Here is a 25,392-nt window from a genome sequence, read left to right on the forward strand (position 1 = left end):
GACCGCGCCATGAGCGTGGTGGAAAATACTGTATTTACAATCAGTATTTTGACCACCCCACGTCCCCCATGACGGCGCTGACCATCACCCGCTTCCACCGCACCCGCCTGATGCAGATCTGGCGCTCGGCCGGCTGGCCCTGCAAGGACGCGCTGGAGATCGACCTGCTGGCCGCGCAGCTCGTGGCCCTGCACACCTCGCCCGAAGGCTTCGAGACCCTGAAGCTCACCGAGGACGGCATCCGCAACCTAGCCGAGGCGCGCCAGCGTGGCGTGCGGGCGCTCAGTGCCCATGACCGGCTGGGCCAGAAGTTTGCCGCGCACCTGCTGGCCTCGGGCCGTATCGTCTGGCGCGAGCTGTCGCTGCGCGCCGTGATCGAGGCCGCAGGGTCTGAAACGCCGCCACCACCCCCGGCGACCAGCAACCCGCTGTGGAGCGAAGATACGCCCGCCAGCCGCAAGGCGGCCAATGTCTGGCGCATGGCGCGGCCAGACCTGTTCTCGGTGCGCAACACCACCGTGCCAGCCTACCTGCAGCCCATGGTGCATGAGATCAAGTACAGCCGCTCCGATCTGCTGTCGGACCTGCGCCACGACGCCAAGCGCCAGGCCTACCAGTGGCTCTGCGAAGAGTGCTACTACGTGTTCCCGGCCGGCGTGGCCGAGCCCGAGGAGATCCCCGAGCACTTCGGCATCTGGGTACTGCACGGCGGGCTCGATGATGGCCGCTTCGAGCTGCTGCGCCCCGCGCGCCATGCGAGCTGCGCCCTGCCCTTTGCCGTGTGGATGGCCCTGTGCAAGGCCACACCGCTGCGCAGCGAGGACGAGTTGGCCCAGGCCCACCTGGGCGAGCCCGCTGCAGACGACCCACCTCCCTGTACCGAGGCCCCATGACCTACACCGTGGCGGTGCGAGAGCTGTGCGAGTTCACCGCCAAGCAGGGTGACCTGGACCTGCGCTTCACGCCCGCCCCCACGGCCCTGGAAGGCATGGCCGGCCATGCCGTGGCCGCCGCGCGCCGCGGCGACGGCTACCGTGCCGAGGTGGCGCTGGCCGGCAGCTACAAGAGCCTGCGCGTGCGCGGCCGGGCCGACGGTTTCGACCCGGAGCATGCGCGGCTCGACGAGGTCAAGACCTTCAAGGGCCGGCTCGACCGCCAGCCCGCCTCGCACCGCGCACTGCACTGGGCCCAGGCGCGCATCTACGGCTGGCTGCTGTGCGCACAGGAGGGCCTGGACCAGATCGACCTGGCCCTGGTCTACTTCGACATCGGCAGCCAGAAAGAGACGGTGTTCACCGAACGCCGCACGGCCGCCGAGCTGCAGCAGCATTTCGAGGATCAGTGCGAGCGCTTTCTCGCCTGGGCCGAGGCCCAGCTGGTGCACCGCGCGGCGCGCGACGCGGCGCTCAGCACGCTGGCCTTTCCCTTCGGCGGCTTTCGCACCGGCCAGCGGCCGCTGGCCGAGGCCGTGTACAAGGCCGCCAGCGCCGGCCGCTGCCTCATGGCCCAGGCGCCCACGGGCATCGGCAAAACAATGGGCACCCTGTTCCCCCTGCTCAAGGCAGCACCCACGCAGCGGCTGGACAAGGTGTTCTTCCTGGCCGCCAAGACCTCGGGCCGGCAGACCGCCCTCGACACCCTTGCGCGCCTGTGCGACAGCGCCCCCGCCCTGCCGCTGCGCGTGCTGGAGCTGGTGGCACGCGACAAGTCCTGCGAACACCCCGACAAGGCCTGCCACGGCGAGTCGTGCCCGCTGGCCCAGGGCTTCTACGACCGGCTGCCCGCCGCGCGCGCGGCCGCGCTGCAGCCCCTTGCCGGCAGCGAGCGCATCACCCTGCACCAGGCCCAGGTGCGCAGCGCGGCGCTGGCGCACCAGGTCTGCCCCTACTACCTGAGCCAGGAGCTGGCGCGCTGGGCCGACGTGGTGGTGGGCGACTACAACTACTACTTCGACATGGGTGGCCTGCTGCACGGCCTGGCCCAGGCCAACGGCTGGCGCACGGCGCTGCTGGTGGACGAGGCCCACAACCTCGTGGACCGGGGCCGCAAGATGTACACCGCCGAGCTGCGCCCCGACGGCCTGGCCCAGGCACGCCAGTCCGCCAGCGCCAGCCGCTACCCTGCGGTCAAGAAGGCGCTGGACAAGGTGCGCCGCGCCTGGGTGGCGCTGGACAAGCAGCAGGCCGCCGCCTATGCGGTGCACGAGGCCTTCCCCGAAGACCTGCTGGCCGCCCTGCAGCTGTGCGGCAACACCCTCACCGACCACCTGGCGGAGCACCCGGCCGAGCCCGATGCGGCCCTGCAGGCCTTCTACTTCGACGCCCTGCACCTGGTGCGCATGGCCGGGCTGCTCGACGCGCATTCGCTGGTCGACGTGACCCAGCCCACGGCGCCAAGCCTGCCCAAGGCGGCGCGCGCGCCCGGCAGCTCCACCCTGTGCATCCGCAACCTGGTGCCCGCGCCTTTCCTGGCCCCGCGCTGGGAGGCCGCGCACACCAGCACGCTGTTCTCGGCCACGCTGCAGCCACAGCGCTACTACACCGACCTGCTGGGCCTGCCCGAGGACCACCTGGCCATCGACGTGGAATCGCCGTTCCAGGCGGCGCAACTGTCGGTGCAGGTGGCGCGCCACATCTCCACCCGCTACCCGGACCGCAAGGCCTCGCTCGCGCCCATCGTGGCGCTGATGGCCCGGCAGTTCGGGGACCGGCCGGGCAACTACCTGGCCTTCTTCAGCAGCTACGCGTATTTGCAGCAGGCCGCCGCGCTGCTGGCCGAGCGCCACCCCGCGCTGCCGCACTGGAGCCAGTCGCGGCGCATGCTCGAATCGGAGCAAAAGCAGTTCCTCGCGCGCTTCACCGAAAGCAGCGAGGGCATCGGCTTCGCGGTGCTGGGCGGCGCCTTCGCCGAGGGCATCGACCTACCGGGCCGGCGCCTGATCGGGGCCTTCCTGGCCACGCTGGGCCTGCCCCAGGTCAACCCCGTGAACGAGCAGGTCAAGGAGCGCATGCAGGCGCTGTTCGGCGAGGGCTACGACTACACCTACCTCTACCCCGGCCTGCAGAAGGTGGTGCAGGCCGCCGGCCGCGTGATCCGCACGCCCAGCGACGAAGGCGTGGTGCACCTCATGGACGACCGCTTCGGCCGACCCGAGGTGCGTGCGCTGCTGCCCACCTGGTGGGCGCAGTCAGGCCGCTGACCGGCGGGCCGCCGCCCAATCGGCCACCTGCCCAGCCACCCAGGCCGGGTCGTCCAGCGGCAGGTCGTGCCCGGCCCAGGGGTGCAGCACCAGTGGGCAACCCCAGGCGCTGGCAATGGCCTGCGAGCACCCGCTGCTGACCAGGCCGTCCTGTGCACTGCCCAGCAGCAGCATGCGCTCCAGCGGGCAGGTGCGCGGTGCCCGGTAGCGCGCCGCCGCCGCCAGCTGGCGCACGGCATTGGCGCCCGACACCGGCCGTGCCTGGCGCGCCGCCACCCACGCGTCCACCACGGCCATGCGCTCGTCCGCCCGGTTGCTGGTGAGGCGCAGCACGGTGGCCTCGGCCTCGCGCGGGCTGCTGGCCAGCAGCACCCCGCGCACCAGGGCGCCCCAGTTGCGCGGCCGCAGCCGCCGGTAGAAGGGGCTGAAATTGCCAAAGCTGGTGTTGATGAGCACGCAGCCCTGCACCTCGGCCGGTGCCGTGCACGCCCATTCGGTGGCGACCATCGCCCCCAGCGACATGGCCAGCAGGTGGTACGGCCCGGTGATGCCGCGCTGCGCCAGTTCCGCCCGGCACTGCGCCACCATGGCCGCCACCGACAGCGGACTCTGGCGCGCATGCCACTGGCCATTGCCGGGCAGGTCCAGCACCAGCACCTCGGCGCCTGGCATGGCCGCCTGGAAGGCCTCCTTGAACCCGCCCCAGTGCACCGCCTCGCGCGTCAGACCGCGCAGAAAGATCCAGCGGATCGACGCCTGTGCCATGGGGTCAGTACCATGCAGCCAGCGCATCGGCCCTGCGCTGTACGCGCGCCTCGGGCGTGGGCACCCAGCGCTGGTGGCTGCCGGCCGCGCGCGAGAGGAAGTCGAGCAGCGGCATGTGCCGGCGCAGCACGCGCTGCAGGCGGTGGTTGATCAGCGGGTTGAAGATGCCCTTGCGCGAGAACAGCTGGCGCGGGTTCTTCTTGATCCAGCGCCAGGAACCCATCTCCAGCGTGAGCGGCAAGAAGGTGCGCGTGGGGTCGTTGCAGGCCTGCATGTACAGGTGGTCCCACAGGTCGCCGTGCGTGAGGTACTGCGCGCTCTGCGGCTCGATGATGTAGGGGTGGTAGGCATGGGCCTGCAGAAAGATCTCGTGCAGCGCATGCAGCTCCGGCAGGTGGGCAATCGGCTTGCGCGTGTGCGCGAACGGAAACCACAGCCGGTCGCTGATGCCGAAGCCCGAGTGGCAGTCCAGCGCGATGCTGAAGGGGCGCGAGAGCAATTCCTCCTGCACCACCTGGCACAGGGCCCGGCTCTCGGCCTCCATGGGCGCCCCGGGCTTGCCGCGGTACCAGGGCAGGCCCGCGCTCAACCGCTGGCCGCCGATCAGAAAGGGCACGCGGTCCAGCGCATCCACCGGGGCATTGCGCATCAGGTCCACGCCATTGGGGTTGGCGCGCGTTGCAGCCCACATGCCGCCCGGGTTCACGATGGGCATGAACACCAGGCGCACCTGTTCGAGCTGCTGGTTCAGCGCCATGTCCCAGGGCAGGCGCGTCACTACGTTCTGCAGGTAGGCGATCACCACCTCGGCGCCGATGCCCTCGAGCCCGTGGATGCCGCCGAAGAAGCCCATGGCCGGCACGCTGCGGTCCGGGTTGCCCAGGCTGATGGCATGCACCGGGAAGCGTTCGCCGGAGGCCAGCTCCACGGTGTGCACCACGCGCGCCTCCAGGCGGCTGCCACCCTGGTCGATGATCCTCTCCAGTGCCGCGAGCTCGGGCAGAACGATGTCGGGCACGGTAGGTTGGGGCGTGTGAAAAGACAGGGAAAACAGGTGTAACAGTGCTCGCGCAGCGCAAGCATAGCGCTGCGCCCCGGGCGCAAGAAGCCCTTGTTGCAGGCGCGTTGCGATTTGCACCACTGACGCGAAACCGTCACATGGCGGGGCTATCTTGGAGCCGCACCACACAACCAAGGGGAGGTCCCATGCTCTGGAAACTACTCGGATTGCAGCGCTTGTTCGACGAGCTCTTCGACGAACGCTGGTTCTCGTTCGACCTTCCTGACAACGACCATTTCTTCCATGACGAACCGCTCCCGCTCTCCGCGCAGGATTAAGCCACTGCGCGCGGCAGCCCTCTTCGGGCTCATGGGTTGCGCCATGGCCTGGGGCCTGGTGGAGCTGTTCGCGCTGCAGCGCTCGCGCTACCACGCCTGGCGCGGGCGCCACCACCACCCCGCCCTGCCGCGCTGACCGGCCCGCCACCACGCACACGCCTGGCCATGCCGTGCCGCGACCAGAGCCCCGGCGAGGAACTGGCCAACAGTGCCAGCCATGGCGTGGCACTGCTGGCTGCCGTGGTGGCCGCGCCCTTCATCGTGGCATCAGCCCGGCCGCAAGGTGGCGCCAGCGTGGCCGGTGCCATCGTCTTCGCCAGCACCATGGTGCTGCTGTACCTGGCCTCCACGGTGTACCACGCGCTGCCTGAAGGGCGCTTCAAGCAGGCGGCACTGAAGCTCGACCACGGCGCCATCTACCTCTTCATCGCGGGCAGCTACACGCCGTTTGCGCTGCTGCGGCCCGATGGCGACTGGAACCTGGCCCTACTGGCCCTGGTCTGGGCCGTGGCCACGCTCGGCCTGGTGCTCAAGGCGCTCAACCGCTTGCGCACGGCCTGGCTGTCCACGGGCATGTACCTGCTCATGGGTTGGCTGGCGCTGGTGGCCGCCCTGCCCCTCATCGGCCACCTCACGCAGTGGAGCGCGCACTGGCTCATTGCTGGCGGCGTGGCCTATACCGTGGGCGTGGCCTTCTTCGTGCTCGATTCGCGGCTGCGCTATGCGCATGCCGTGTGGCACGGCTTCGTGGCCGCCGGCACGGGCTGCCATGCCGTGGCCGTCATGGGCTACGGCGGCTGAGCGCCGGGGCCCTCAGGCAATCACCGCGGCCTCTTCCCGCAGCACCGCACCGCTGGCCGCCTTTGCCGTGTGGCGGTTTACCGGCACGGGCAGCTGGAAGTGGCTGCGCAAGGTGTCGCCTGCATATTCGGTGCGCAGCAGGCCGCGCGCCTGCAGCACCGGCACGGCCAGTTCGACGAAGGCCTTGAGCGAGGTATTGGGCAGTGCCTCGAAGAAGTTGAAGCCATCGGCCGCACCGCCTTCGAACCAGCGCTGTATTTCATCGGCCACCTGCTCGGCCGTGCCCACGAAGGTGCGGCGCGGCCGGGCATGCCACAGGGCCACCTCGCGCAGGGTCAGGCCCTGCGCGCGCGCATGCTGCTTGATGCGGTCGCTGGTGCTCTGCTGGCTGTTGCGGCCCAGCTCGCCCAGGTCCGGAAAAGGTTCGTCCAGCGGGTACTGCGAAAAGTCGTGGTCGTTGAACGGCCGGGCCAGCGCGGCAATCGCGTTCTCGATGGGCACCAGCGCGGCCAGTTCCTCGTAGCGGCGCTCGGCCTCCTCCTCGGTCCGGCCCACGATGGGGCGAAAGCCCGGCAGCAGGAACACCTCGTCGGGGTTGCGGCCTTCGGCGCGCACGCGCGCCTTCACGTCACGGTAGTAGGCCTGCGCCTCCTCGAAGGTATCGGCATGGAAAAAGATGGCATCGGCGCGCTGGGCGGCAAATGCCTTGCCGTCGGGCGATGCCCCGGCCTGGAAGATCACGGGCTGGCCCTGGCGCGAGCGCGCGATGTTGAGCGGCCCCTCGACGGCGAAGAACTCGCCCTGGTGGTCCAGCCGGTGCAGCTTGGCGGGGTCGAAGAACTGGCCCGTGGCCTTGTCGCGCAGCAGCGCATCGTCCTCCCACGAATCCCACAGGCCCTGCACCACGTCCAGGTGCTCGCCCGCCAGGCGGTAGCGCACGTCGTGCGCATAGTGTTCCTGGCGCCCGTAGTTGCGCGCGCTGCCGTCGAGCCACGAGGTGACCACGTTCCAGCCCGCACGCCCGCCGCTGATGTGGTCGAGCGAGGCGAACTGGCGGGCCACGGTGAAGGGCTCGCTGTAGCTGGCCGTGACCGTGGCCACCAGGCCGATGTGCGTGGTGACGGCCGCCAGCGCCGAGAGGATGGTCAGCGGCTCGAAGCGATTGAGGTAATGCGGGCTGGAGCGCGGCGTGATGTGCACGCTGTCGGCCACGAACAGAAAGGTGAAGCGCGCCTGCTCGGCCAGCTGCGCCTGTTGGGCGTAGAAGCGGAAATTCACGCTGGCATCGGTCACGGCATTCTCATGCCGCCAATCGCCCCAGCCGGCACCCACGCCGTGCAGCACCAGGCCGAATTGAAGGGTGCGTTGCTTCGGTGCGCTGCCTGCGGTCATGCCATGGGTCCTTGGATCGAAACCCTCAGCGTAGGCCGGCGTTGCGCAGCAGCCAACGAAGAAAAACAGATATCGCTACTTGTCGTCGCCACCAACGGAAAAAGCCCTGCAGTGCAGGGCCTCGAACCGGCTGGGCCGTGGGCGGCCCCGCTGGATCACAGCTTGGCGATGGACACCTCGGTCGACTTGACCAGCGCGACCACGTCGGAGCCGACGACCAGCGCCAGCTCGTCGACCGAGCGGGTGGTGATCACCGAGGTGACGATGCCCCAGGGGGTTTCGACATCGACTTCGGACACGACGTCGCCGCGAACGATCTCGCGCACTTTGCCCTTGAACTGGTTGCGTACGTTGATGGCTTGGATGGACATGAATTTCTCCTTGAAAAGTCCGAAAAATGGGGTGAACGGGTGAAAAAGATGGAATGCGGGCTGTCAGTCACACGGCCCAGCGCAGGCCGTGCGCAGGCACGCCGGGCCAGCGTGCATCGGCGGCGCTGGGTTCGGCATCGGGCTTTTGCAGCACGCGGTCGAGAATGCGTTTTTCGATCGCGGCAAACGCTGCATCGCCATGCGAACGCGGGCGCGGCAGGTCGATCAGCTGGTCGAGCGCGATCTGCCCGTCCTCGATCAGGATCACGCGGTCGGCCAGGGCCACGGCCTCCTGCACGTCGTGGGTCACCAGCAGCGCGGTGAAGCCGCTGGCCTGCCACAGGCCCTCGATGAGGCGGTGCATCTCGATGCGGGTCAGCGCGTCGAGCGCGCCCAGGGGTTCGTCGAGCAGCAAGAGGCGCGGGTTGTGCACCAGGGCGCGCGCCAGGGCCACGCGCTGGCGCTGGCCGCCCGACAGGCGTGCCGGCCATTCGCCGAGCCGGTCGCCCAGGCCCACGCGGGCCAGCACGTCGGCCGCTGCGCCGCGGCGCTCGGGCGGCAGGCCCAGGGCCACGTTGTCGGCCACGCGCTTCCACGGCAGCAGGCGCGAGTCCTGGAACATGATGCGCGTGTCCTGGCTCAGGCCGTCCACGGCCTGGCCATCGAGACGGATGGCGCCGCCCGAGACGGATTCCAGCCCCGCCACCAGGCGCAGCAGCGTGCTCTTGCCGCAGCCGCTGCGGCCCACGATGGCCACGAACTGGCCCGGCTCGATCACGAGCTCGGTCTTCTTGAGCACCTCACGGGCGCCGTAGCGCTTGTCCACGCCGCGCACCTCCAGGCGCACGCCGTTGTTGCTGCTGTCGCGCGATGGAACATTGGTTTGTGCCATGGTGTCAGGCTCCTGGCTTGAAGAGGGCCACTTCCAGCGTGTTCACACGCCGGGGCAGCAGTTTCTCGGACAGGAAGGCATCGGCGATGCGCTGCTGCTCGGACAGGCCCGCAGGCAGCACGGCACGCACCTCGTAGCTGCGCCGGCTGTTGGCCTGCTCCACCGTGGCGGCATCGAGCCCCCACACCGGCGCCAGCAGCGCCGCCGCGTCCTTGGGATTGCCCTTGACCCAGGTGCCGGCCTTCTGCAGCTCGGCGAACAGCACGCGCAGCACGTCGGCGCGCGCCTGTGCATAAGGGGTGGAAGCCAGGTAGTAGCGCTGGTAGGAGGCCACGCCCTGGCCATCGGCCAGCACGCGCACGCTCGACTGGCGCTGCACGGCGGCGAGGAACGGGTCCCACACCACCCAGGCATCGATGGCACCGCGCTCGAACGCGGCACGGCCGTCGGCCGGCGTGAGGTAGGCGGGGTCGATGTCCTTGAACGACAGGCCGGCCTTCTCCAGGGCGGCGATCAGCAGGTAGTGGGCCCCGGCGGCCTTGGCAAAGCCGATCTTCTTGCCCTTGAGGTCGGCCACGGTCTTGAGCGGCGAATCGGCGCGCACCACGATGGCCTGGGCCGAGGGCGATGGAGCCTCCTGCGCCACGAAGGTCAGGGCCGCGCCGGCCGCCTGGGCGAACACGGGCACGGTGTCGGCCACGTCGGCACTGACATCGATGTTGCCCAGGTTCAGGGCTTCGAGCAGCGGCAGGCCGCTGGTGAATTCGTGCCAGGTGACCTTGGCGCCCAGCGGGGCCAGCAGTTTTTCGAGCGTGCCCTGGGTCTTGAGCACCACGATCAGGGTGGACGACTTCTGGTAGCCGATGCGCACGGTATCGGGCTTGGCGCCGCTTTGCGCGTTGGCCAGGCCGCTGGCCGTGGCGGCCAGGGCTGCCAGTGCACCGAGCGTGGTGCGCCGGGAGGTGGGGGAGGAGAAAGACATGGAAATCCTTGGAGCCCCTCTGGCGGGGCATGCATGCATTGGGGGTGTTCAGGTGCTCTGGTAGCCGGGGTGCCAGCGCAGCCAATAGCGCTCCAGCGTCTTGGCGAAGACGTCGGCCAGCTTGCCCAGCAGCGCGTACAGCAAAATGCCCACGAGCACGATGTCGGTCTGCAGGAACTCGCGGGCGTTCATGGTCAGGTAGCCGATGCCCGACTGCGCCGAGATGGTCTCGGCCACGATCAGGATCACCCACATCAGGCCCAGCGAGAAACGCAGGCCCACCAGGATGCTGGACAGCGCGCCCGGCAGGATGATCTGGCGGTATAGCTGCCAGCGCGACAGGCCGTAGGTGCGGCCCATCTCGATCAGGCCCGGGTCCACGTTGCGGATGCCGTGGAAGGTGTTCAGGTAGATCGGGAAGAAGACCGACACGCTGATCAGGAACAGCTTGGCCGACTCGTCGATGCCGAACCACAGGATCACCAGCGGGATCAGCGCCAGCGCGGGGATGTTGCGCACCATCTGGATGGTGGAGTCGAGCAGGGTCTCGAACAGGCGCACCGAGCCCGTGAGCAGCCCCAGCGCCAGGCCCAGACCGCCGCCGATGGCCAGGCCCGCGAGGGCCCGGCCGGCGCTGACCTTGACGTGGGTCCACAGCTCGCCCGATGCGGTCAGCGTCCAGGCGGCCTTGACGACCTCCAGCGGCGCGGGCAGCACCCGGGTGGAGAGCCAGCCCAGCGACGAGGCGATCTGCCACACGACGATCAGCGTGACGGGCACGGCCCAGGGCAGCAGGCGCAGCAGCACGCCCTTGGCAAAGCGCAGCGCGGGCGATGCAGCCAGCGGCGCCAGGCTGGCGGCGTCGATGGAATCGGCCACGGGCGATGCCTGCAGCTCACGGGTGGTGGTGGTCATGCGAACTCCTGTCGTTCGGTGTCGGGTTCCAGAAATTCCAGCTGGTTGCCCGCCGGGTCTTTCACGTAAAAGCGCAGGTAGCCGGGCAGCGCCCGGTTCTCCACCAGCGGCAGCTGGGCCTGCAGCAGGCGCCCGCGCAGCGCGGGCAGGTCCTGCACCTCCAGTGCCAGGTGCGACACCGAGGGCGCGCCCTGCCAGTGGTCGGTGGGCACCAGGTCGATGCGCTGGGTGCCGGCGGCAAAATGCAGCGCATTGCCCGCCGCTATGCGCACCTCGGGCAGGCCGAGCAGGCTGCTGTAGAAATTGCGGATGGGTTCCTCGGCCCCGGCCGGAAAGGCCAGCTGCACGTGGTTGATGGAATGGATGGCCATGGGCGATCTCCTTGGGTGCGGTGCGGCGCTCAGCTTTGCGAGGCGCGCGGGGGCAGTTCGTTGGCGACGGATTCGCCGAACGGGCCCAGCGGGTTGCCGCCGGTAAGCTTCTCGCGCACGGCCAGCGGCAGCAGCGGGAACACCAGCTCGGCAAAGCGGTAGGCCTCCTCCAGGTGCGGGTAGCCCGAGAGCACGAAGGTATCCAGGCCCAGGGCCGCGTACTCCTCGATGCGCGCGGCCACGGTCTGCGGATCGCCCACCAGGGCCGTGCCCGCGCCACCGCGCACCAGGCCCACGCCGGCCCACAGGTTGGGACTGATCTCCAGGTCGGCGCGCGCACGCTTGGCACCGCCGGCATGCAGGCGCGCCATGCGCCGCTGGCCTTCGGAGTCCATGCGCGAGAACACCGCCTGGGCGCGCACCACCGTCGCGTCGTCCACATGGCTGATGAGCTCCTCGGCAGCGGCCCAGGCCTGCTCGTCGGTCTCGCGCACGATCACGTGCAGGCGGATGCCGAACGTCACCGTGCGGCCCTTTGCCGCCGCGCGTGCCCGCACGTCGGCCACCTTCTTGGCCACCTCGGCCGGCGGTTCGCCCCAGGTCAGGTAGGTCTCGACCTGCTCGGCCGCCAGATCGTGGGCCGCCTCGGACGACCCGCCGAAGTACACCGGTGGATGCGGGTGCTGCAGCGGCGGGAAGAGCAGCTTGGCGCCCTTCACCGTGAGGTGCTGGCCGTCGAAATCGTAGGTCTCGCCGGTGTGGCTGCGCGCCATGATCTCGCGCCAGATGCGGATAAATTCGGCCGACTGCTCGTAGCGCGTGGCATGGTCCAGGAACACGCCGTCGCCCTCGAGCTCGGTCTGGTCGCCACCCGTCACCAGGTTGATCAGCAGGCGCCCGCCCGAGATCCGGTCGAACGAGGCCGCCATGCGTGCCGCCAGCGCGGGCTGGTGCAGGCCCGGGCGCACGGCTACGAGGAACTTGAGCTTCTTGGTGACGGCGATCAGGCTCGAGGCGATCACCCAGGGGTCTTCGCACGAACGGCCGGTGGGGATGAGCACGCCCTCGTAGCCCAGGCTGTCCGCTGCCACGGCGACCTGCTGCAGGTAGTCGTGGCTGAGCTGGCGCGCACCCTTGGAGGTGCCCAGGTAACGGCTGTCGCCGTGGGTGGGGATGAACCAGAAGATCTGCATGGAAAACCTCTTTGTTGTGGCGTCAGTAGGAGATGGCGAAACCGAACCGGGGAGCACCCACACCCGCGCAGCGCGGCCGGGTGGGCAGCCCCCAGGAGCTGGCGGTCACGCACAGCACGCGGCGCAATTGCTCGTGCAGCGGAAAGGGCATGGGGGTGTGCATGGACGGCTCCCGGGGAACGGTCAGGCGCCCAGGTCTACGGGCGCGGCGTGCAGCAGGTTCAACTTCTTGGGGATGAGCTTGAGCTCGAAGAAGGTGTCGGCAATCGACTGCTGCTCGGCGATGATTTCGCGCGTCACGGGGGCCGTGCCGAACTTGGCGCGGCTCAGGTACAGGTCGGTGATGCTGCGGTCCAGGCCCAGCACCGTGGTCAGTTCCGCGGCCGCTGCGGCCTTGTTCTTGGAGGCCCAGGTATCGATGGCATTGACCTCCTCGATGGCGATGCGCAGCACATCGATGTTGCGCGTGGCGTAGTCGCGCGAGGTGAAGTAGTAGGCACGGTTGTTGACCACGCCGGTGGCGTCCACCAGCAGGCGCGCGTCCAGCGTCTTCTGGGCGGCGGCCAGGAACGGGTCCCAGATGATCCAGGCGTCCACGGCACCCTTCTCGAAGGCGGCGCGGGCGTCTGCCGGGGCCAGGAAGATCGACTGCACGTCGCCGTACTTGAGGCCGTTCTTCTCCAGCAGCTTGACCAGGAAGTACTGCACGTTGGAGCCCTTGTTGTAGGCCACGCGCTTGCCCTTGAGGTCGGCCACGCTGCGGATGGGCGAATCCTTGGGCACGATCACCGCCTCCAGCGCAGGGCGCGGCACGGTGGCACCGGCATACACCAAGGGAGCACCGGCGGCCTGGGCGAAGATCGGCGGGGCCTCGCCCACATCGCCGAAGTCGATGGCGCCCACATTGAGTGCCTCCAGCTGCACCGGGCCGGCGTTGAACTCGGTCCAGGTGACCTTCACACCCAGCGGTGCCAGGCGCTTTTCGAGCGTGCCGCGGCCCTTGAGGATGGACAGCCAGCCCTTCTGGTGGCCGACGCGCAGCACGCGCCCCGACGAGGCCTGGCCGAAGGCCGTGCCGCTGGCGGCACCCAAGGCGGCAGCAGCCAGGCTGGACAGGACCACCTGGCGGCGGCGGGAAGAGATCAGGGCTTGTGTCATGGTGATGTGTCTTTCAGCAATGTCTGGTTGTGCGGTGGCCGGCCAACAGCGAGCGCCGGTGCTTGCCTGCGGGCATGCAGCGGCCTGGCCTGCCCGCATCGGCGGGTACCGGCTCGAAGAAAACGAAATGGGGAGAAAAAGGGAGAGGGGTCCCGCCAGGCGCCTGGAAAGGCGCCGGCAACACCCACGGCGTCAGACGCTACATCGCACCTGCGAGAAATGCACCGGCGCAAACCGGCCCGTTTGCGCTGCGGGTGGGCGCAGGGTTTCGGTGATCAGCACATTGACCGCTTCGTCCAGGCGGGCGGCAATGTCGGCGTGCAGGTCGTAGGCGCCCTCGGGCGTCAGGGCCACCTGGGAGTCGGTGGCATAGATGCCGGGCAGGATGCTCTTGGCGCCCAGCGACTGCAACACGGGCCGCAGGGCATAGTCCAGCGCCAGCATGTGGTGCGGGCTGCCGCCCGTGGCCAGGGGCAGCACGACCTTGCCCTTGAGCGCGGTCTGCGGCAGCAGGTCCAGGAAGACCTTGAGCACGCCGCTGTAGGCGGCCTTGTAGACCGGTGTGGCGACCACCAGCACCCGGGCCTGGGCCACCTGGTCGATGGCGCCGACCACCGTGGGGTGGGCGAAATCGGCCAGCAGCAGGGCCTGGGGAGACAGGTCGCGGATGTGGATGCGATCCACCAGCGCCCCGCGCACCGACAGGCGTTGGGCCACGGCGTCCAGCAGGGCGGCTGAGCGCGAGCGTTCCGACGGGCTGCCGGCAATGAGAAGGGCGGACATAGGATGAAGCAATTCGTAAGGGCGTGGCTCTGCAAGCGCCACCGTGGAGCCGGCCATGCCGGGCCACGGGTGGCGCCCTTCGAGGGCAAGCGGCCACAGCAGGCCGCTTCGGGGTGGGCTTATTTCTTCGTGTAGATCTGGTCGAAGCTGGCGTTGTCGGCGAAGTGCTCCTTGGCCGCCTTGTCCCATCCGCCGAAGGCGTCGTTGATGGTGAACAGGTTCAGCTTGGGGAACTGCTTGGCGTACTTGGCCTTGGCCTTCTCGGACACGGCGGGGCGGTAGAAGTGCTTGCCGGCGATGTCCTGGCCTTCCTCGGTGTACAGGTACTTGAGGTATTCCTCGGCCACCACGCGGGTGCCCTTCTTGTCCACGTTCTTGTCCACCACGGTCACGGCGGGCTCGGCCAGGATGGACAGCGAGGGCGCGATCACGTCGAACTTGGTGCCGAATTCCTTTTCCAGCAGGTAGGCTTCGTTTTCCCAGGCGATCAGCACGTCACCCTGGTTGCGCTGGGCAAAGGTGATGGTGGAGCCGCGCGCGCCGGTGTCCAGCACGGGCACGTTGCCGTAGAGCTTGGCCACGAAATCCTTGGCCTTGGCATCGCCGCCGAGCTTGCGCTTGGCGAATTCCCAGGCCGCCAGGTAGTTCCAGCGGGCGCCGCCCGAGGTCTTCGGGTTGGGCGTGATCACGCTGATGCCGGGCTTGATGAGGTCGTCCCAGTCCTTGATGCCCTTGGGGTTGCCCTGGCGCACCACGAGCACGATGGTCGAGGTGTAAGGCGAGCTATTGTGTGGCAGGCGCTTTTGCCAGTCCTTGGGGATCCAGCCGCCGTTGGCGTTCAGCGCATCGGTGTCGCCGGCCAGGGCCAGGGTGGCCACGTCGGCGTCCAGCCCGTCGATGATGGAGCGCGCCTGCTTGCCCGAACCGCCGTGCGACTGCTTGATCGTCACGTCCTGGCCGGTCTTGCCCTTCCAGTACTTGGCGAAGGCCTGGTTGAAGTCCACGTACAGTTCGCGGGTGGGGTCGTACGACACGTTCAGCAGGGTCACCGACTGCGCAAACGACGGCAATGCCGTCAGGGCCAAGCTGCCCACCAGAGCGGCGGCAAACGGAAACTTGATAAAGTCGCGGCGAAAATTCATGGAGAGCCTCTTTAGGATTGAATGCGGACAGGTGCTGAACACCGATGGGCCGCATTCTGGAAGGCCTCCATCAAAACTGAAACAACTAAGATTTCAGTTCTTTATACCGAAACTATCTGAGCACCTCGCTCAGCCAACAATTCACAAGGAAATCCCCCATGGCACGCACCGTTCAATGTATCAAGCTCGGCAAGGAAGCCGAAGGCCTGGATTTCCCCCCCTACCCCGGCGAGCTGGGCAAGCGCATCTGGGAAAGCGTGAGCAAGGAGGCCTGGGCCGGCTGGCTCAAGCACCAGACCATGCTGGTCAATGAAAACCGCCTGAACCTGGCCGACGCACGCGCCCGCCAGTATTTGGCGCGCCAGATGGAGAACCATTTCTTCGGCGGCGGTGCCGACGCAGCGGCAGGCTACGTTCCACCGAGCCCCTGAGCGCACCCTCGCCATCAATGTCCGAGCCTGTCGAATGGCTGCCGGACGGCACCCCCTACAGCCCCCGCTTCGGCGACCGCTACCACAGTGAAAACGGCGGTCTCACGCAGGCCCGCCAGGTGTTCCTGCACGGCTGCGGGCTGCCGCAGGCCTGGGCCGGGCAAGCGCAATGGCGCATCCTGGAAACCGGCTTCGGCTTCGGCCTGAACTTCCTGGTGACCTGGGCCGCCTGGCGGGCCGATCCCGAGCGCTGCACGCTGCTGCATTTCGTCTCCACCGAGGCCTGGCCCGTGGGGGCCGAGGACCTGCTGCGCGCCACCACCGTGCACCCCGAGCTGGCGCCTCTCGCGCGCGAACTCCACGCCCAGTGGTGGGGCCTGCTGCCGGGTGTGCACCGGCTCAGTTTCGACGAAGGGCGCGTGCTGCTCACCCTGTACGTGGGCGACACCCAGGCCATGCTGCGCCAGCAGATGCCCACGGTGGATGCGGTCTACCTCGATGGCTTCAGCCCCCAGCGCAACCCGGAGATCTGGGACAGCCACACCCTCAAGGCGGTGGCGCGCTGCTGCCGGCGCGGCACGCGCCTGGCCACCTGGACCATTGCCCGCGCCGTGCGCGATGCCCTGGCGCAGTGCGGCTTCGAGGTCACCCGCGCGCCCGGCGTGCCGCCCAAGCGCGACAACCTGCACGCCACCTACAACCCGCACTGGGAGCCGCGCACCGCGCCCCAGGCCCAGGCGGAGCCTCGGCCACCGGGCGACTGCGTCGTGATCGGCGGTGGCGTGGCCGGCGCGGCCAGCGCAGCCAGCCTGGCGCGGCGCGGCTGGCGCGTGCAGCTGCTGGACCAGGCGGCGGCGCCGGCGGCCGGCGCCTCGGGCCTGCCCGCCGGCGTGTTCGCCCCCCATGTCTCGCCCGACGACAGCCTGCTCTCGCGCCTGTCGCGCAGCGGCGTGCGCGCCACCCTGGCCCAGGCCCACGTGCTGCTGCGCGAGGGACAGGATTTCGGCCAGAGCGGCGTGCTGGAACGGCATGCGGCCGACAAGGCCCGCAACAAGGTGCTGCCCGCCACCTGGGCCGACGGCCCCGGCAGCGACTGGAGCCAGAGCGCCAGCGAAGACACGCTGCAGCGCGCCCATCTGCCGGCCGACACCCCCGCCAACTGGCACCCCCATGCCGGCTGGCTGCGGCCGGCGCGCCTGGTGGCCGCCCTGCTGGCCCAGCCGGGCATCACCTGGCACGGCGGCTGCCGCGTGGCGCGCCTGCAGCGCCTGGGCGATGGCCCGGATGCCCCGTGGCAGGCGCTGGACGCCCAAGGCCATGTGCTCGCCCAAGCGGCGCTGGTGGTGATTGCCGCTGGCGCCGACAGCCGCACGCTGCTGGCCAACCACTGGCCCCTGCAGTCCCTGCGCGGCCAGGTGTCCATCGGCACCTATGCGCCGGGAGAGGCGCCGCTGGCCCCGTTTCCACTCAATGGCAACGGCAACCTGGTGCCCGACTTTCCGCTGTCGGACGAACCGGATGCACCCCGCGCCTGGATCATGGGTTCGACCTTCGAGCGCGGCATGACCGCCCTGCCCCCGACACCCGCCGAGCAACGCGAGGCGCACGCCGCCAACCACGGCAAGATGCAGGGGCTGCTGCCCAGCGCAGCCGAACGCCTGCAGGCCGGCTTTGCCGCCCCGGCCACCGGCCTGCGCACCTGGGCCGCCGTGCGCTGCACCCTGCACGACCGGCTGCCCGTGGTGGGCCCGGTCGATGCGGCGGCCCTGCCGGGGCTGTGGACCTGCACGGCCATGGGCGCGCGCGGGCTGACCCTGTCCGTGCTGTGCGGCGAACTGCTCGCGGCCCGGCTGCAGGGCGAGCCCCTGCCGCTCGACGCCAAGCTGGCCAAGGCGCTGGGCGCCGAACGGCTGGCCGGTGTGTAACCAACATGCGACAACGGCGGGGGCGCACGGCACCCCCTCGCCAACCCGCACCAATATTGGCGCATAAGCTTATCCGCATAAGGGAAGGACAAAACAATAGTTTGTTTTCATAAGCCGTCCCCCTACATTCGCTGCCATGCACGATTTGGCGTTTGTATTTGCGGGTTTTGCGGTAGGGCTCATCGTCGGCCTGACCGGTGTCGGCGGTGGCTCGCTGATGACGCCTGTGCTGATCTTCTTCTTCGGCGTCAAGCCGCACCTGGCCATCGGCACTGACCTGCTGTTCGCCGCCTTCACCAAGATGGGCGGCACGGTGAGCATGGCGCGCCAGCGCCTGGTGCCCTGGCGCGTGGTGGGCCAGTTGTGCGCGGGCAGCATCCCCGCGGCCATCCTGGCGCTGTGGGCGCTCAAGGAACTGGGCCCCGCAAGCGCCCAGGCGCAGCGCATCATGACCACCACGCTGGGCTTTGCCCTGCTGCTCACGGCCGCCGCCACGCTGTACAAGGTGATCGCCTTTTCGCGCCAGCGCCAGGCAGCCGACCAGGCCCTGCGCCTGGCCAATGCCGAACAGGCCACCCGCCCGCGCCACTGGAGCCTGCCGGTGCTGCTGGGCGCGGTGATCGGCACGCTGGTGACCTTCACATCGGTGGGCGCGGGCGCCATCGGCGTCACCGTGCTGCTGCTGGTCTACCCCCTGTTGCCACTGCCACGCATCATCGGCGCCGACATCGCCTACGCCGTGCCATTGACCCTGGTGGCAGGGCTGGGCCATGCCTCGCTCGGCTCCGTGGATTGGAGTTTGCTTGCACAATTGCTGGCTGGCTCGCTGCCGGGCATCTGGCTGGGCTCCCGCCTGGTCACCCGCACGCCCGAGCGCCTGATCCGCTCTGCCCTGTCCGTCCTGCTGGCCTGGGCAGGCGCCAAATTGATTCTGATTTAAGCCCACGACGATGTACCAATACACAGAATTCGACAAGACGTTCGTCCACCAGCGCGCGCGCCAGTTCCGCGACCAGCTCAACCGCTGGCAGGCCGGCAAGCTCGCCGAAGACGATTTCCGCCCGCTGCGCCTGCAGAACGGCTGGTACGTGCAGCGCTACGCGCCCATGCTGCGCGTGGCCGTGCCCTACGGCGAGATCGCCAGCCGCCAGCTGCGCGTGCTGGCCACCATCGCCCGCGACTACGACGAACCCGAAGCGGCCGTGTTCAAGGCTGCCATGGAAGGCCAGGGCCTCTTGGGCACCACCTTCCTGCCCAAGAACTGCGCCCACTTCACCACGCGCACCAACGTGCAGTTCAACTGGATCCCGCTGTCCAAGAGCGCCGACGTGATGGACCTCTTGGCCAGCGTGGACATGCACGGCATCCAGACCAGCGGCAACTGCATCCGCAACACCACCACCGACGCGCTGGCCGGCGTGGCCGTGGACGAGCTGATCGACCCGCGTCCCTACGCCGAGATCCTGCGCCAGTGGACCACGCTGCACCCCGAGTTCGCCTTTTTGCCGCGCAAGTTCAAGATCGCCATCAGCGGCGCCGCCGATGACCGCGCTGCCACGGGCTGGCACGACGTGGGCCTGCACATGGCCAAGAATGAAGCCGGCGAGATCGGCTTCAAGGTCTTCGTGGGCGGCGGCATGGGCCGCACCCCGGTGATCGGCACCGTGATCCGCGAGTTCCTGCCCTGGAACCAGATCATGAACTACATCGAGGCCATCGTGCGCGTGTACAACGAGCACGGCCGCCGCGACAACAAGTACAAGGCGCGCATCAAGATCCTGGTCAAGTCCGAAGGCCAGCAGTACATCGACGACGTGGAAGAAGAGTACCGCCAGATCATGGAGATCGACGGTGGCCCGCACACCGTGCCCCAGGCCGAATTCGACCGTGTGGCCGCCTGCTTCGTGCCGCCCGTGCTGGCCGACATCGCCGATGCCGATCCCGCCGCGCTGGAGGCCGCACTCCAGGCGCAGTCCACCGAACACGTGGCCTTCGGCCGCTGGCTCAAGCGCAACGTGCACGCCCACAAGAATGCACAGCTGCGCGCTGTCACGCTGTCCTTCAAGCGCCCCGGCCAGTCGCCGGGCGACGCCACCAGCGAACAGCTCGTGGCCCTGGCCGACCTGGTGGACAAGTACTCCGCCGGCGAAGCCCGCGTGACGCACGACCAGAACGTGCTGCTGCCCTGGGTGCATGCCAGCCGCCTGTTCGAGCTGTGGCAAGAGGCCAAGGCCCTGGGCCTGGCCAGCGCCAACGTGCAGTTGCTCACCGACATGATCGCCTGCCCCGGCGGTGATTTCTGCTCGCTGGCCAATGCGCGCTCGCTGCCGATCGCCGAGGCCATCACGCAGCGCTACCAGGACCTCGACGAGCTCGACGACATCGGCGAGATCGACCTGCACATCAGCGGCTGCATCAACAGCTGCGGCCACCACCACAGCGGCCACATCGGCATCCTGGGCGTGGACAAGGACGGCAAGGAGTGGTACCAGGTCACGCTGGGCGGCTCCGATGGTTCCGACCTGTCCGGCCCGGCCGTGGCCGGCAAGGTCATCGGCCCCTCGTTCTCGGCGGCCGAAGTGCCCGACGTGATCGAAGCCGTGCTCGGCACCTACCGCGACCTGCGCGAAAGCGGCGAAACCTTCCAGTCCACCGTGCGCCGCGCCGGCCTGGACCCGTTCAAGGAAGCCGCCAAGACGGCACGCCACAAGGACGAGGCCGTGGCTGCAGCCTGAGCCCGGCCCAGAAAAGAGATGGACACCCCATGAAGATACTTGCATCCCAAGACCACCAGGCCCCTGCCGAAGGCGACACCCGCACCGTGGCGCTGGCCAACGATGCCGACGCGCTCAAGCTCAGCCTCGACGGCGTGGAACGCGTGGACCTGCATTTCCCCAGCTTCACCGATGGCCGCGCCTTCAGCCAGGCCTTCCTGCTGCGCCGCCGCCGCGGCTTTGCGGGCGACATCCGCGCCACGGGCGACGTGCTGATCGACCAGCTGGTGCAGATGCAGCGCACGGGCTTTTCCTCGGCCGTACTGCGCGAAGGCGTGGACGCTGCCGATGCCCAGCGCCAGTTCGAGATGTTCCCTGGCTACTACCAGGGCGACGCGGTCCACCACCAGCCGATCTTTGCCGACAAGGCCGCCACCGCCTGACACCATGAGCCAATTCGATCTCGCATCCATCAATGCCGAACTCGGCCGCAACGCCGAGGGCCTCGTCGCCTGGGCCCTGGGCCTGGGCCAAAGCCCCATCGTCACCACCAACTTCCGCCCCTTCGAGGCCGTGATCCTGCACATGGTCAGCCGCGTGCAGCCCGATGTGCCCGTGGTCTGGATGGACAACGGCTACAACACCGAAGCCACCTACCGCTTTGCGGACGAAGTGACGAAACAGCTCGGCCTGAACCTCAGGATCTACCTGCCGCGCCGCTCGCGCGCCCACCGCGAGGCGGTGGAAGGCGCGACGCCCGGGCTGGACGACCCACGCCATGCGGCCTTCACCGAGGAAGTGAAGCTCGAGCCCTTTGCCCGCGCCCTGCGCGAGACCGCGCCCAAGGTCTGGTTCACCGCGCTGCGCGCCACCGACACCGCCGTGCGCGCCCAGATGGACCCGGTGAGCATCAACCCCGACGGGCTGATCAAGATCGCGCCGCTGCTGCACTGGTCGTCCAAGGAGCTGTACGAGTACTGCCAGAAGCACGGCCTGCCCAACAACTTCGACTACGTGGACCCCACCAAGGGCGAAGAGAACCGCGAGTGCGGCCTGCACATCGCGCATTGACTCTATCGCAGACCCCGACCATGAACGCCCGCACCGATGCCGCGCTGCTGCAGAACGAGAACATGAGCCACCACCTGAACAATTCGCACCTCGACGCCCTGGAAGAGGAAACCATCTTCATCCTGCGCGAGGTCGCCGCCGCCTTCGAGCGCCCCACCCTGCTGTTCTCGGGCGGCAAGGACTCGCTGGTGATGCTCAAGTGCGCGGAGAAGGCCTTCGGCGCGGGCCGCATCCCCTACCCGCTGCTCATGATCGACACGGGCCACAACTTCCCCGAGGTCACGGATTTCCGTGACTCCCGCGCCAAGGAGCTGGGCGCCGAGCTCATCGTGCGCAATGTGGAAGATTCCATGGCGCGCGGCACGGTGCGCCTGGCCCACCCGGGCGAGAGCCGCAACGTGCACCAGTCGGTCACGCTGCTCGAAGCCATCGAGGAGTTCCGCTTCGATGCCCTGATCGGCGGCGCGCGCCGCGACGAAGAGAAGGCCCGCGCCAAGGAGCGCATCTTCTCGCACCGCGACAGCTTCGGCCAATGGCAGCCCAAGGCCCAGCGCCCCGAGCTGTGGACGCTGTTCAACACCCGGCTGCAGCCCGGCGAGCACTTTCGCGTGTTCCCCATCAGCAACTGGACCGAACTCGATGTGTGGCAGTACATCGACCGCGAGCAGATCGGCCTGCCCAGCATCTATTACACGCACAAGCGCGAAGTGGTGGACCGCAAGGGCCTGCTGATGCCCGTGACCGAGCTCACGCCGCCACGCGAAGGCGAGACGGTGCAGACGCGCGACGTGCGCTTTCGCACCGTGGGCGACATCACCTGCACGGCACCGGTGGAAAGCACGGCGGCCACCCCAGGCGAGATCGTCATCGAGACCCTGGCGGCCGACGTGAGCGAGCGCGGCGCGACCCGCATGGACGACAAGACGAGCGATGCCTCGATGGAAAAGCGCAAGAAGGACGGGTATTTCTGATGACCACCGCACACCAAGCCACCGCACCGGCCGCCAGCGCCGCGGGCAGCAACCACGCCTCGGCCCTCAAGTTCATCACCTGCGGCAGCGTCGACGATGGCAAGAGCACGCTGATCGGCCGCCTGCTGGTGGACAGCAAGGCCGTGCTGCAGGACCACCTGGCCGGCGTGCAGCGCCAGGGCGAGACCGACCTGGCCCTGCTGACCGACGGCCTCTCGGCCGAGCGCGAGCAGGGCATCACCATCGACGTGGCCTACCGCTACTTTGCAACCGAAGCGCGCAAGTTCATCATCGGCGACGCGCCCGGCCATGAGCAGTACACGCGCAACATGGTCACCGCCGCGAGCAGCGCCGACGCCGCCGTGGTGCTGGTCGATGCGACCAAGCTCGACTGGCAGAACCCGGCCCTGGCGCTGCTGCCGCAGACCCGCCGCCACTCGCTGCTGGCACACCTGCTGCGCGTGCACTCGCTGGTGTTCGCCGTGAACAAGCTCGATGCCGTGGCCAACCCCGAGCAGGCCTTTGCGCACATCAGCGCCGCCCTGGCGAAGTTTGCCGCGGATGCCGGCATTGCCGTGCGCGCCACGGTGCCGGTCTCGGCCCTGAAGGGCTGGAACGTGGTCGACGCCCATGCAGGCTGGTGCGGCTACAACGGCCCCACGCTGCTCGAAGTGCTCGAGCAGTTGCCCAACACACCGGCCGATACGGGCCTGCCGCTGGCCTTCCCGGTCCAATGGGTGGAGAAGTTCTCCTCCTCGTCCGACACCTCGCAGGGCCGCCGCGTGTTCTGGGGCCGCGTGGCCGCCGGCAACGTGGCGCCCGGCACGGCCGTGCAGATCTTCCCGAGCGGCCAGAGCGCCACCGTGGCCCAGGTGCTCGACCATGCACGCCGCCCCGTGGGCGTGGATGCCGGCCAGAGCGCCGGCATCATCCTCGACCGCGAGGTGGACGTGTCGCGCGGCGACTGGATCCTGGCCGCGCCTGCCGCAGCCGCGGCCCCGGCCGACGATGATTTCGACACGCCCGCCGCCGTGCCCGCCTGGCCTGCCAGCCGCGAGCTACTGACCACCGTGGCCTGGATGGACGACGAGCCTCTGGTCGCCGGCCGCGTGTACTGGGCGCTGCACGGCCACCGCTGGGTCAAGGCCAAGGTCAAGCGCGTGGTGCACCGCCTGGACATCAACACCCTGGCCGAGGACGATGCCACGCAGCTCGACCCCAACGCCATCGGCCATGTGGAACTGCTGCTGCAGGAGCCTTTGCCCGCGGCCTCCTTCGCCCAGGCACGGGTGCTCGGTTCGCTGATCCTGGTGGACACCGCGAGCCACAAAACGGCTGGCGCGGTCCTGGTCAACTGATCCTCATTCGCAATGGGCACCCATTTGTGTGCCCAAAACCCCTGCGTCACCTTCTCAGACCCAGGGGCCCCGCAACCCAAGGCCAGTGAAAGCTCCTAAAATAGAGGGTTTTCACTGACCCACACAACTCTCGTCATGACCCACGTCGTCTCCGAAAACTGCATCAAGTGCAAGTTCACCGATTGTGTGGACGTCTGCCCCGTGGACTGCTTCCGCGAAGGCCCGAACATGCTCGTCATCGATCCCGATGAGTGCATCGACTGCGCCGTCTGCATCCCCGAGTGCCCGGCCAACGCCATCTTTGCCGAAGAAGACCTGCCAGCCGACCAGATCGCTTTCATCAAGATCAACGCCGACCTGGCTTTCGCCGACGGCTGGAAGAGCATCACCAAGCGCAAGCCCGCCCTGCCCGACGCCGACGAGTGGAACGGCAAGCCCGGCAAGGTCAACGACCTGGTCCGCTGAGCGGCACCGCAGCTCCTTCACCGGTGTCCACGCCCGCGCAACCCTCCTCTCCCATCGCCACGGATGCCGTGGTCATCGGCGCAGGCCCCGTGGGCCTGTTCCAGGTCTTCCAGCTCGGCCTGCAGGGCATCACCGCCCATGTGATCGACGCCCTGCCCCATGCCGGCGGCCAGTGCGTGGAGCTGTACGGCGACAAACCCATCTACGACATCCCGGGCGTGCCCGTGTGCAGCGGGCGCGAGCTGGCCGCCCTGCTGCTGCAGCAGATCGCGCCGTTCCAGCCGCACTGGCACCTGGCCAGCCTGGTCGCCTCCGTGGCGCTGCAGGACGATGGCCGCATCCTCGTCACCACCAGCCAGGGCCAAGCCCTGCTGGCCCGCTCGGTCTTCATCGCGGCCGGCGTGGGCGCCTTCGTGCCGCGCACGCTCAAGGTCGACGGCATCGAGCCCTGGGTGGGCACCCAGGTGCACTACCAGCACCTGCCCGCCGGCACCTCGGTGGCCGGCCAGCGCGTGGTGGTGCATGGCGGCGATGACGCCGCGGTGGCCCATGCCATCGCCCTGTCGGCCCTGCCCGAAGCCGAGGCCCCGGCCCGCATCCGCCTGCTGTACCGCCGCGATGCCTTCCAGGCCCCGCCGGAGCAGCTGCAGCAGCTGCAGGCGCTGCGCGACGCGGGCCGCGTGGAGGTCATCGTGGGCCAGATCACCGGCCTGGTCGCCGAGGGTGGGCGCCTGGCCGCGCTGCAGGTGGTGGACACCGAAGGCCAGACGGCGAGCGAGCCGCTTGACTGCCTGATTGCCGCGCTGGGCATCTCCCCGCGCCTGGGGCCCATCGCCGACTGGGGCATCGCCATCGAGCGCAAGCAGCTGGTGGTGGACACGGCGACGTTCCGCACCAGCGTGCCCGGCATCCATGCCGTGGGCGACATCAACACCTACCCGGGCAAGCGCAAGCTCATCCTGTGCGGCTTCCACGAAGCCACGCTGGCCGCCTTCGCGGCGGCCGAGGCCCTCACGGGCGACAAGGTGGCGCTGCAGTACACGACCACCAGCCCGCGCCTGCATGCGCTGCTGGGCGTGGCCACGCCGCAGGCGTCCTAGAAGCGCCGGGCTGTTGTGCTACCTTCGGCCCAATTCCACTGCGACAAGATTCCTG

27 protein-coding genes and 2 pseudogenes are annotated in these 25,392 nt (G+C 68.9%); 16 read left to right on the top strand and 13 right to left on the bottom strand.

What is annotated here, in order from left to right:
* The first annotated feature begins 68 nt into the window (after nt 1-68).
* Together AC07PA_RS13590 and AC07PA_RS13595 are read left to right on the top strand one after the other, a co-directional pair.
* Nucleotides 69-893 (top strand): hypothetical protein, encoded by an 825-nt coding sequence (locus AC07PA_RS13590; protein ID WP_007858064.1) that lies wholly within the window; start codon nt 69-71, stop codon nt 891-893.
* Nucleotides 890-3,199: an ATP-dependent DNA helicase gene (locus AC07PA_RS13595; protein ID WP_494608139.1), complete on the top strand. Its 2,310-nt coding sequence runs from the start codon at nt 890-892 to the stop codon at nt 3,197-3,199. Before AC07PA_RS13590 ends, AC07PA_RS13595 begins: the two co-directional genes overlap by 4 nt.
* Here AC07PA_RS13595 and AC07PA_RS13600 read toward each other — a convergent pair.
* Together AC07PA_RS13600 and AC07PA_RS13605 are read right to left on the bottom strand one after the other, a co-directional pair.
* Nucleotides 3,188-3,964, bottom strand: a complete 777-nt coding sequence (locus tag AC07PA_RS13600) for an alpha/beta fold hydrolase (RefSeq protein ID WP_494608141.1) — start codon at nt 3,962-3,964, stop codon at nt 3,188-3,190. The genes AC07PA_RS13595 and AC07PA_RS13600 overlap by 12 nt on opposite strands.
* A 4-nt stretch (nt 3,965-3,968) precedes the next feature.
* On the bottom strand, nt 3,969-4,982 hold the full coding sequence (locus AC07PA_RS13605; protein WP_494608143.1) for a M14 family zinc carboxypeptidase: 1,014 nt from the start codon (nt 4,980-4,982) through the stop codon (nt 3,969-3,971).
* A 188-nt stretch (nt 4,983-5,170) separates the two neighbouring features.
* On the opposite strand from AC07PA_RS13605, the gene AC07PA_RS13610 reads away from it, so the two are divergent.
* From AC07PA_RS13610 to trhA, 3 genes are read left to right on the top strand one after another with little or no spacing between them, the layout of a single operon-like run.
* A complete protein-coding gene (locus AC07PA_RS13610) occupies nt 5,171-5,302 on the top strand; it encodes a hypothetical protein (RefSeq protein WP_007857124.1) in 132 nt (43 codons plus the stop codon).
* Nucleotides 5,268-5,438, top strand: coding sequence for a hypothetical protein (locus AC07PA_RS13615; RefSeq protein WP_007857123.1), 171 nt, complete (start codon nt 5,268-5,270; stop codon nt 5,436-5,438). The genes AC07PA_RS13610 and AC07PA_RS13615 overlap by 35 nt, the downstream gene beginning before the upstream one ends.
* A gap of 29 nt (nt 5,439-5,467) precedes the next feature.
* Nucleotides 5,468-6,103 (top strand): PAQR family membrane homeostasis protein TrhA, encoded by a 636-nt coding sequence (gene trhA / locus AC07PA_RS13620; RefSeq protein ID WP_494608146.1) that lies wholly within the window; start codon nt 5,468-5,470, stop codon nt 6,101-6,103.
* A gap of 12 nt (nt 6,104-6,115) precedes the next feature.
* Here the strand turns inward: trhA and AC07PA_RS13625 are convergent, their stop codons facing one another.
* Nucleotides 6,116-7,495 (bottom strand): LLM class flavin-dependent oxidoreductase, encoded by a 1,380-nt coding sequence (locus AC07PA_RS13625; protein ID WP_494608148.1) that lies wholly within the window; start codon nt 7,493-7,495, stop codon nt 6,116-6,118.
* Nucleotides 7,496-7,650: 155 nt separating this feature from the next.
* Nucleotides 7,651-7,866, bottom strand: a complete 216-nt coding sequence (locus AC07PA_RS13630) for a TOBE domain-containing protein (RefSeq protein ID WP_007857120.1) — start codon at nt 7,864-7,866, stop codon at nt 7,651-7,653.
* Between the two features lie 199 nt (nt 7,867-8,065).
* Between AC07PA_RS13630 and AC07PA_RS13635 the strand changes: the two are divergent.
* A pseudogene (locus tag AC07PA_RS13635) lies at nt 8,066-8,278 on the top strand (hypothetical protein); the annotation flags it as partial.
* Here the strand turns inward: AC07PA_RS13635 and AC07PA_RS13640 are convergent.
* From AC07PA_RS13640 to AC07PA_RS13680, 9 genes and pseudogenes are all read right to left on the bottom strand, one after another.
* Nucleotides 8,273-8,758, bottom strand: a pseudogene (locus AC07PA_RS13640) (ABC transporter ATP-binding protein); the annotation flags it as partial. The pseudogenes AC07PA_RS13635 and AC07PA_RS13640 sit on opposite strands and share 6 nt — an antisense overlap.
* Nucleotides 8,759-8,762: 4 nt before the next feature.
* Nucleotides 8,763-9,740 carry an aliphatic sulfonate ABC transporter substrate-binding protein gene (locus tag AC07PA_RS13645; protein ID WP_494608150.1) on the bottom strand — a complete coding sequence of 326 codons (978 nt, stop codon included), beginning with the start codon at nt 9,738-9,740 and terminating at the stop codon, nt 8,763-8,765.
* A gap of 48 nt (nt 9,741-9,788) precedes the next feature.
* Entirely contained in the window at nt 9,789-10,655 is an 867-nt protein-coding gene (gene ssuC / locus AC07PA_RS13650; RefSeq protein WP_007857117.1) for an aliphatic sulfonate ABC transporter permease SsuC, read from the bottom strand.
* Nucleotides 10,652-11,026: a VOC family protein gene (locus tag AC07PA_RS13655; protein ID WP_007857116.1), complete on the bottom strand. Its 375-nt coding sequence runs from the start codon at nt 11,024-11,026 to the stop codon at nt 10,652-10,654. The genes ssuC and AC07PA_RS13655 overlap by 4 nt, the downstream gene beginning before the upstream one ends.
* Before the next feature lie 29 nt (nt 11,027-11,055).
* Nucleotides 11,056-12,219 (bottom strand): FMNH2-dependent alkanesulfonate monooxygenase, encoded by a 1,164-nt coding sequence (ssuD, locus tag AC07PA_RS13660; protein ID WP_007857115.1) that lies wholly within the window; start codon nt 12,217-12,219, stop codon nt 11,056-11,058.
* 22 nt (nt 12,220-12,241) lie between these two features.
* Nucleotides 12,242-12,382 (bottom strand): hypothetical protein, encoded by a 141-nt coding sequence (locus tag AC07PA_RS13665; RefSeq protein WP_007857114.1) that lies wholly within the window; start codon nt 12,380-12,382, stop codon nt 12,242-12,244.
* Nucleotides 12,383-12,402: 20 nt separating this feature from the next.
* The gene (locus AC07PA_RS13670) at nt 12,403-13,377 is read right to left on the bottom strand and encodes a sulfonate ABC transporter substrate-binding protein (RefSeq protein WP_145698608.1); all 975 of its coding nucleotides are present in this window, start codon (nt 13,375-13,377) and stop codon (nt 12,403-12,405) included.
* Between the two features lie 192 nt (nt 13,378-13,569).
* Nucleotides 13,570-14,160: an NADPH-dependent FMN reductase gene (ssuE, locus tag AC07PA_RS13675; RefSeq protein ID WP_007857112.1), complete on the bottom strand. Its 591-nt coding sequence runs from the start codon at nt 14,158-14,160 to the stop codon at nt 13,570-13,572.
* Nucleotides 14,161-14,279: 119 nt separating this feature from the next.
* Nucleotides 14,280-15,302, bottom strand: coding sequence for a sulfate ABC transporter substrate-binding protein (locus AC07PA_RS13680; RefSeq protein ID WP_007857111.1), 1,023 nt, complete (start codon nt 15,300-15,302; stop codon nt 14,280-14,282).
* Nucleotides 15,303-15,460: 158 nt separating this feature from the next.
* Here AC07PA_RS13680 and AC07PA_RS13685 point away from each other — a divergent pair, with 158 nt between their 5' ends.
* The 10 genes from AC07PA_RS13685 (at nt 15,461) to AC07PA_RS13730 (ending at nt 25,337) form a co-directional block, all read left to right on the top strand.
* Nucleotides 15,461-15,733: an oxidative damage protection protein gene (locus tag AC07PA_RS13685; protein WP_007857110.1), complete on the top strand. Its 273-nt coding sequence runs from the start codon at nt 15,461-15,463 to the stop codon at nt 15,731-15,733.
* Between the two features lie 17 nt (nt 15,734-15,750).
* Nucleotides 15,751-17,658 carry a bifunctional tRNA (5-methylaminomethyl-2-thiouridine)(34)-methyltransferase MnmC2/FAD-dependent 5-carboxymethylaminomethyl-2-thiouridine(34) oxidoreductase MnmC1 gene (gene mnmC / locus AC07PA_RS13690; protein ID WP_494608155.1) on the top strand — a complete coding sequence of 636 codons (1,908 nt, stop codon included), beginning with the start codon at nt 15,751-15,753 and terminating at the stop codon, nt 17,656-17,658.
* Between the two features lie 136 nt (nt 17,659-17,794).
* Nucleotides 17,795-18,598, top strand: coding sequence for a sulfite exporter TauE/SafE family protein (locus AC07PA_RS13695; RefSeq protein WP_007857108.1), 804 nt, complete (start codon nt 17,795-17,797; stop codon nt 18,596-18,598).
* Nucleotides 18,599-18,608: 10 nt separating this feature from the next.
* On the top strand, nt 18,609-20,393 hold the full coding sequence (locus AC07PA_RS13700; RefSeq protein ID WP_007857107.1) for a nitrite/sulfite reductase: 1,785 nt from the start codon (nt 18,609-18,611) through the stop codon (nt 20,391-20,393).
* Nucleotides 20,394-20,422: 29 nt separating this feature from the next.
* On the top strand, nt 20,423-20,815 hold the full coding sequence (locus AC07PA_RS13705; RefSeq protein WP_007857106.1) for a DUF934 domain-containing protein: 393 nt from the start codon (nt 20,423-20,425) through the stop codon (nt 20,813-20,815).
* A 4-nt stretch (nt 20,816-20,819) separates the two neighbouring features.
* Complete coding sequence (locus tag AC07PA_RS13710; protein WP_007857105.1) at nt 20,820-21,443, top strand: phosphoadenosine phosphosulfate reductase domain-containing protein; 624 nt, start codon at nt 20,820-20,822, stop codon at nt 21,441-21,443.
* A gap of 20 nt (nt 21,444-21,463) precedes the next feature.
* A complete protein-coding gene (cysD, locus tag AC07PA_RS13715; protein WP_145698600.1) occupies nt 21,464-22,414 on the top strand; it encodes a sulfate adenylyltransferase subunit CysD in 951 nt (316 codons plus the stop codon).
* Nucleotides 22,414-23,772, top strand: a complete 1,359-nt coding sequence (locus AC07PA_RS13720) for a GTP-binding protein (protein WP_145698598.1) — start codon at nt 22,414-22,416, stop codon at nt 23,770-23,772. The genes cysD and AC07PA_RS13720 overlap by 1 nt, the downstream gene beginning before the upstream one ends.
* A 135-nt stretch (nt 23,773-23,907) precedes the next feature.
* The gene (gene fdxA, locus AC07PA_RS13725; RefSeq protein WP_007857102.1) at nt 23,908-24,237 is read left to right on the top strand and encodes a ferredoxin FdxA; all 330 of its coding nucleotides are present in this window, start codon (nt 23,908-23,910) and stop codon (nt 24,235-24,237) included.
* 23 nt (nt 24,238-24,260) lie between these two features.
* Nucleotides 24,261-25,337, top strand: coding sequence for an NAD(P)/FAD-dependent oxidoreductase (locus AC07PA_RS13730; RefSeq protein WP_494608159.1), 1,077 nt, complete (start codon nt 24,261-24,263; stop codon nt 25,335-25,337).
* Nucleotides 25,338-25,392: the final 55 nt, after the last annotated feature.

The organism is Acidovorax sp. GW821-FHT09B03, assembly GCF_059418305.1.

Excerpts from the sequence above, each read along its gene's own strand:
- trhA (WP_494608146.1), top strand. The coding sequence starts at position 5,468 with ATGCCGTGCCGCGACCAGAGCCCCGGCGAGGAACTGGCCAACAGTGCC.
- ssuD (WP_007857115.1), bottom strand. The coding sequence starts at position 12,219 with ATGCAGATCTTCTGGTTCATCCCCACCCACGGCGACAGCCGTTACCTG.
- AC07PA_RS13595 (WP_494608139.1), top strand. The coding sequence starts at position 890 with ATGACCTACACCGTGGCGGTGCGAGAGCTGTGCGAGTTCACCGCCAAG.
- AC07PA_RS13590 (WP_007858064.1), top strand. The coding sequence starts at position 69 with ATGACGGCGCTGACCATCACCCGCTTCCACCGCACCCGCCTGATGCAG.
- AC07PA_RS13680 (WP_007857111.1), bottom strand. The coding sequence starts at position 15,302 with ATGAATTTTCGCCGCGACTTTATCAAGTTTCCGTTTGCCGCCGCTCTG.
- fdxA (WP_007857102.1), top strand. The coding sequence starts at position 23,908 with ATGACCCACGTCGTCTCCGAAAACTGCATCAAGTGCAAGTTCACCGAT.
- AC07PA_RS13695 (WP_007857108.1), top strand. The coding sequence starts at position 17,795 with ATGCACGATTTGGCGTTTGTATTTGCGGGTTTTGCGGTAGGGCTCATC.
- AC07PA_RS13705 (WP_007857106.1), top strand. The coding sequence starts at position 20,423 with ATGAAGATACTTGCATCCCAAGACCACCAGGCCCCTGCCGAAGGCGAC.
- AC07PA_RS13710 (WP_007857105.1), top strand. The coding sequence starts at position 20,820 with ATGAGCCAATTCGATCTCGCATCCATCAATGCCGAACTCGGCCGCAAC.
- AC07PA_RS13665 (WP_007857114.1), bottom strand. The coding sequence starts at position 12,382 with ATGCACACCCCCATGCCCTTTCCGCTGCACGAGCAATTGCGCCGCGTG.
- AC07PA_RS13720 (WP_145698598.1), top strand. The coding sequence starts at position 22,414 with ATGACCACCGCACACCAAGCCACCGCACCGGCCGCCAGCGCCGCGGGC.
- AC07PA_RS13685 (WP_007857110.1), top strand. The coding sequence starts at position 15,461 with ATGGCACGCACCGTTCAATGTATCAAGCTCGGCAAGGAAGCCGAAGGC.
- AC07PA_RS13670 (WP_145698608.1), bottom strand. The coding sequence starts at position 13,377 with ATGACACAAGCCCTGATCTCTTCCCGCCGCCGCCAGGTGGTCCTGTCC.
- AC07PA_RS13700 (WP_007857107.1), top strand. The coding sequence starts at position 18,609 with ATGTACCAATACACAGAATTCGACAAGACGTTCGTCCACCAGCGCGCG.
- AC07PA_RS13615 (WP_007857123.1), top strand. The coding sequence starts at position 5,268 with ATGACGAACCGCTCCCGCTCTCCGCGCAGGATTAAGCCACTGCGCGCG.
- AC07PA_RS13645 (WP_494608150.1), bottom strand. The coding sequence starts at position 9,740 with ATGTCTTTCTCCTCCCCCACCTCCCGGCGCACCACGCTCGGTGCACTG.
- AC07PA_RS13600 (WP_494608141.1), bottom strand. The coding sequence starts at position 3,964 with ATGGCACAGGCGTCGATCCGCTGGATCTTTCTGCGCGGTCTGACGCGC.
- cysD (WP_145698600.1), top strand. The coding sequence starts at position 21,464 with ATGAACGCCCGCACCGATGCCGCGCTGCTGCAGAACGAGAACATGAGC.
- ssuE (WP_007857112.1), bottom strand. The coding sequence starts at position 14,160 with ATGTCCGCCCTTCTCATTGCCGGCAGCCCGTCGGAACGCTCGCGCTCA.
- ssuC (WP_007857117.1), bottom strand. The coding sequence starts at position 10,655 with ATGACCACCACCACCCGTGAGCTGCAGGCATCGCCCGTGGCCGATTCC.
- AC07PA_RS13655 (WP_007857116.1), bottom strand. The coding sequence starts at position 11,026 with ATGGCCATCCATTCCATCAACCACGTGCAGCTGGCCTTTCCGGCCGGG.
- AC07PA_RS13625 (WP_494608148.1), bottom strand. The coding sequence starts at position 7,495 with ATGACCGCAGGCAGCGCACCGAAGCAACGCACCCTTCAATTCGGCCTG.
- mnmC (WP_494608155.1), top strand. The coding sequence starts at position 15,751 with ATGTCCGAGCCTGTCGAATGGCTGCCGGACGGCACCCCCTACAGCCCC.
- AC07PA_RS13610 (WP_007857124.1), top strand. The coding sequence starts at position 5,171 with ATGCTCTGGAAACTACTCGGATTGCAGCGCTTGTTCGACGAGCTCTTC.
- AC07PA_RS13630 (WP_007857120.1), bottom strand. The coding sequence starts at position 7,866 with ATGTCCATCCAAGCCATCAACGTACGCAACCAGTTCAAGGGCAAAGTG.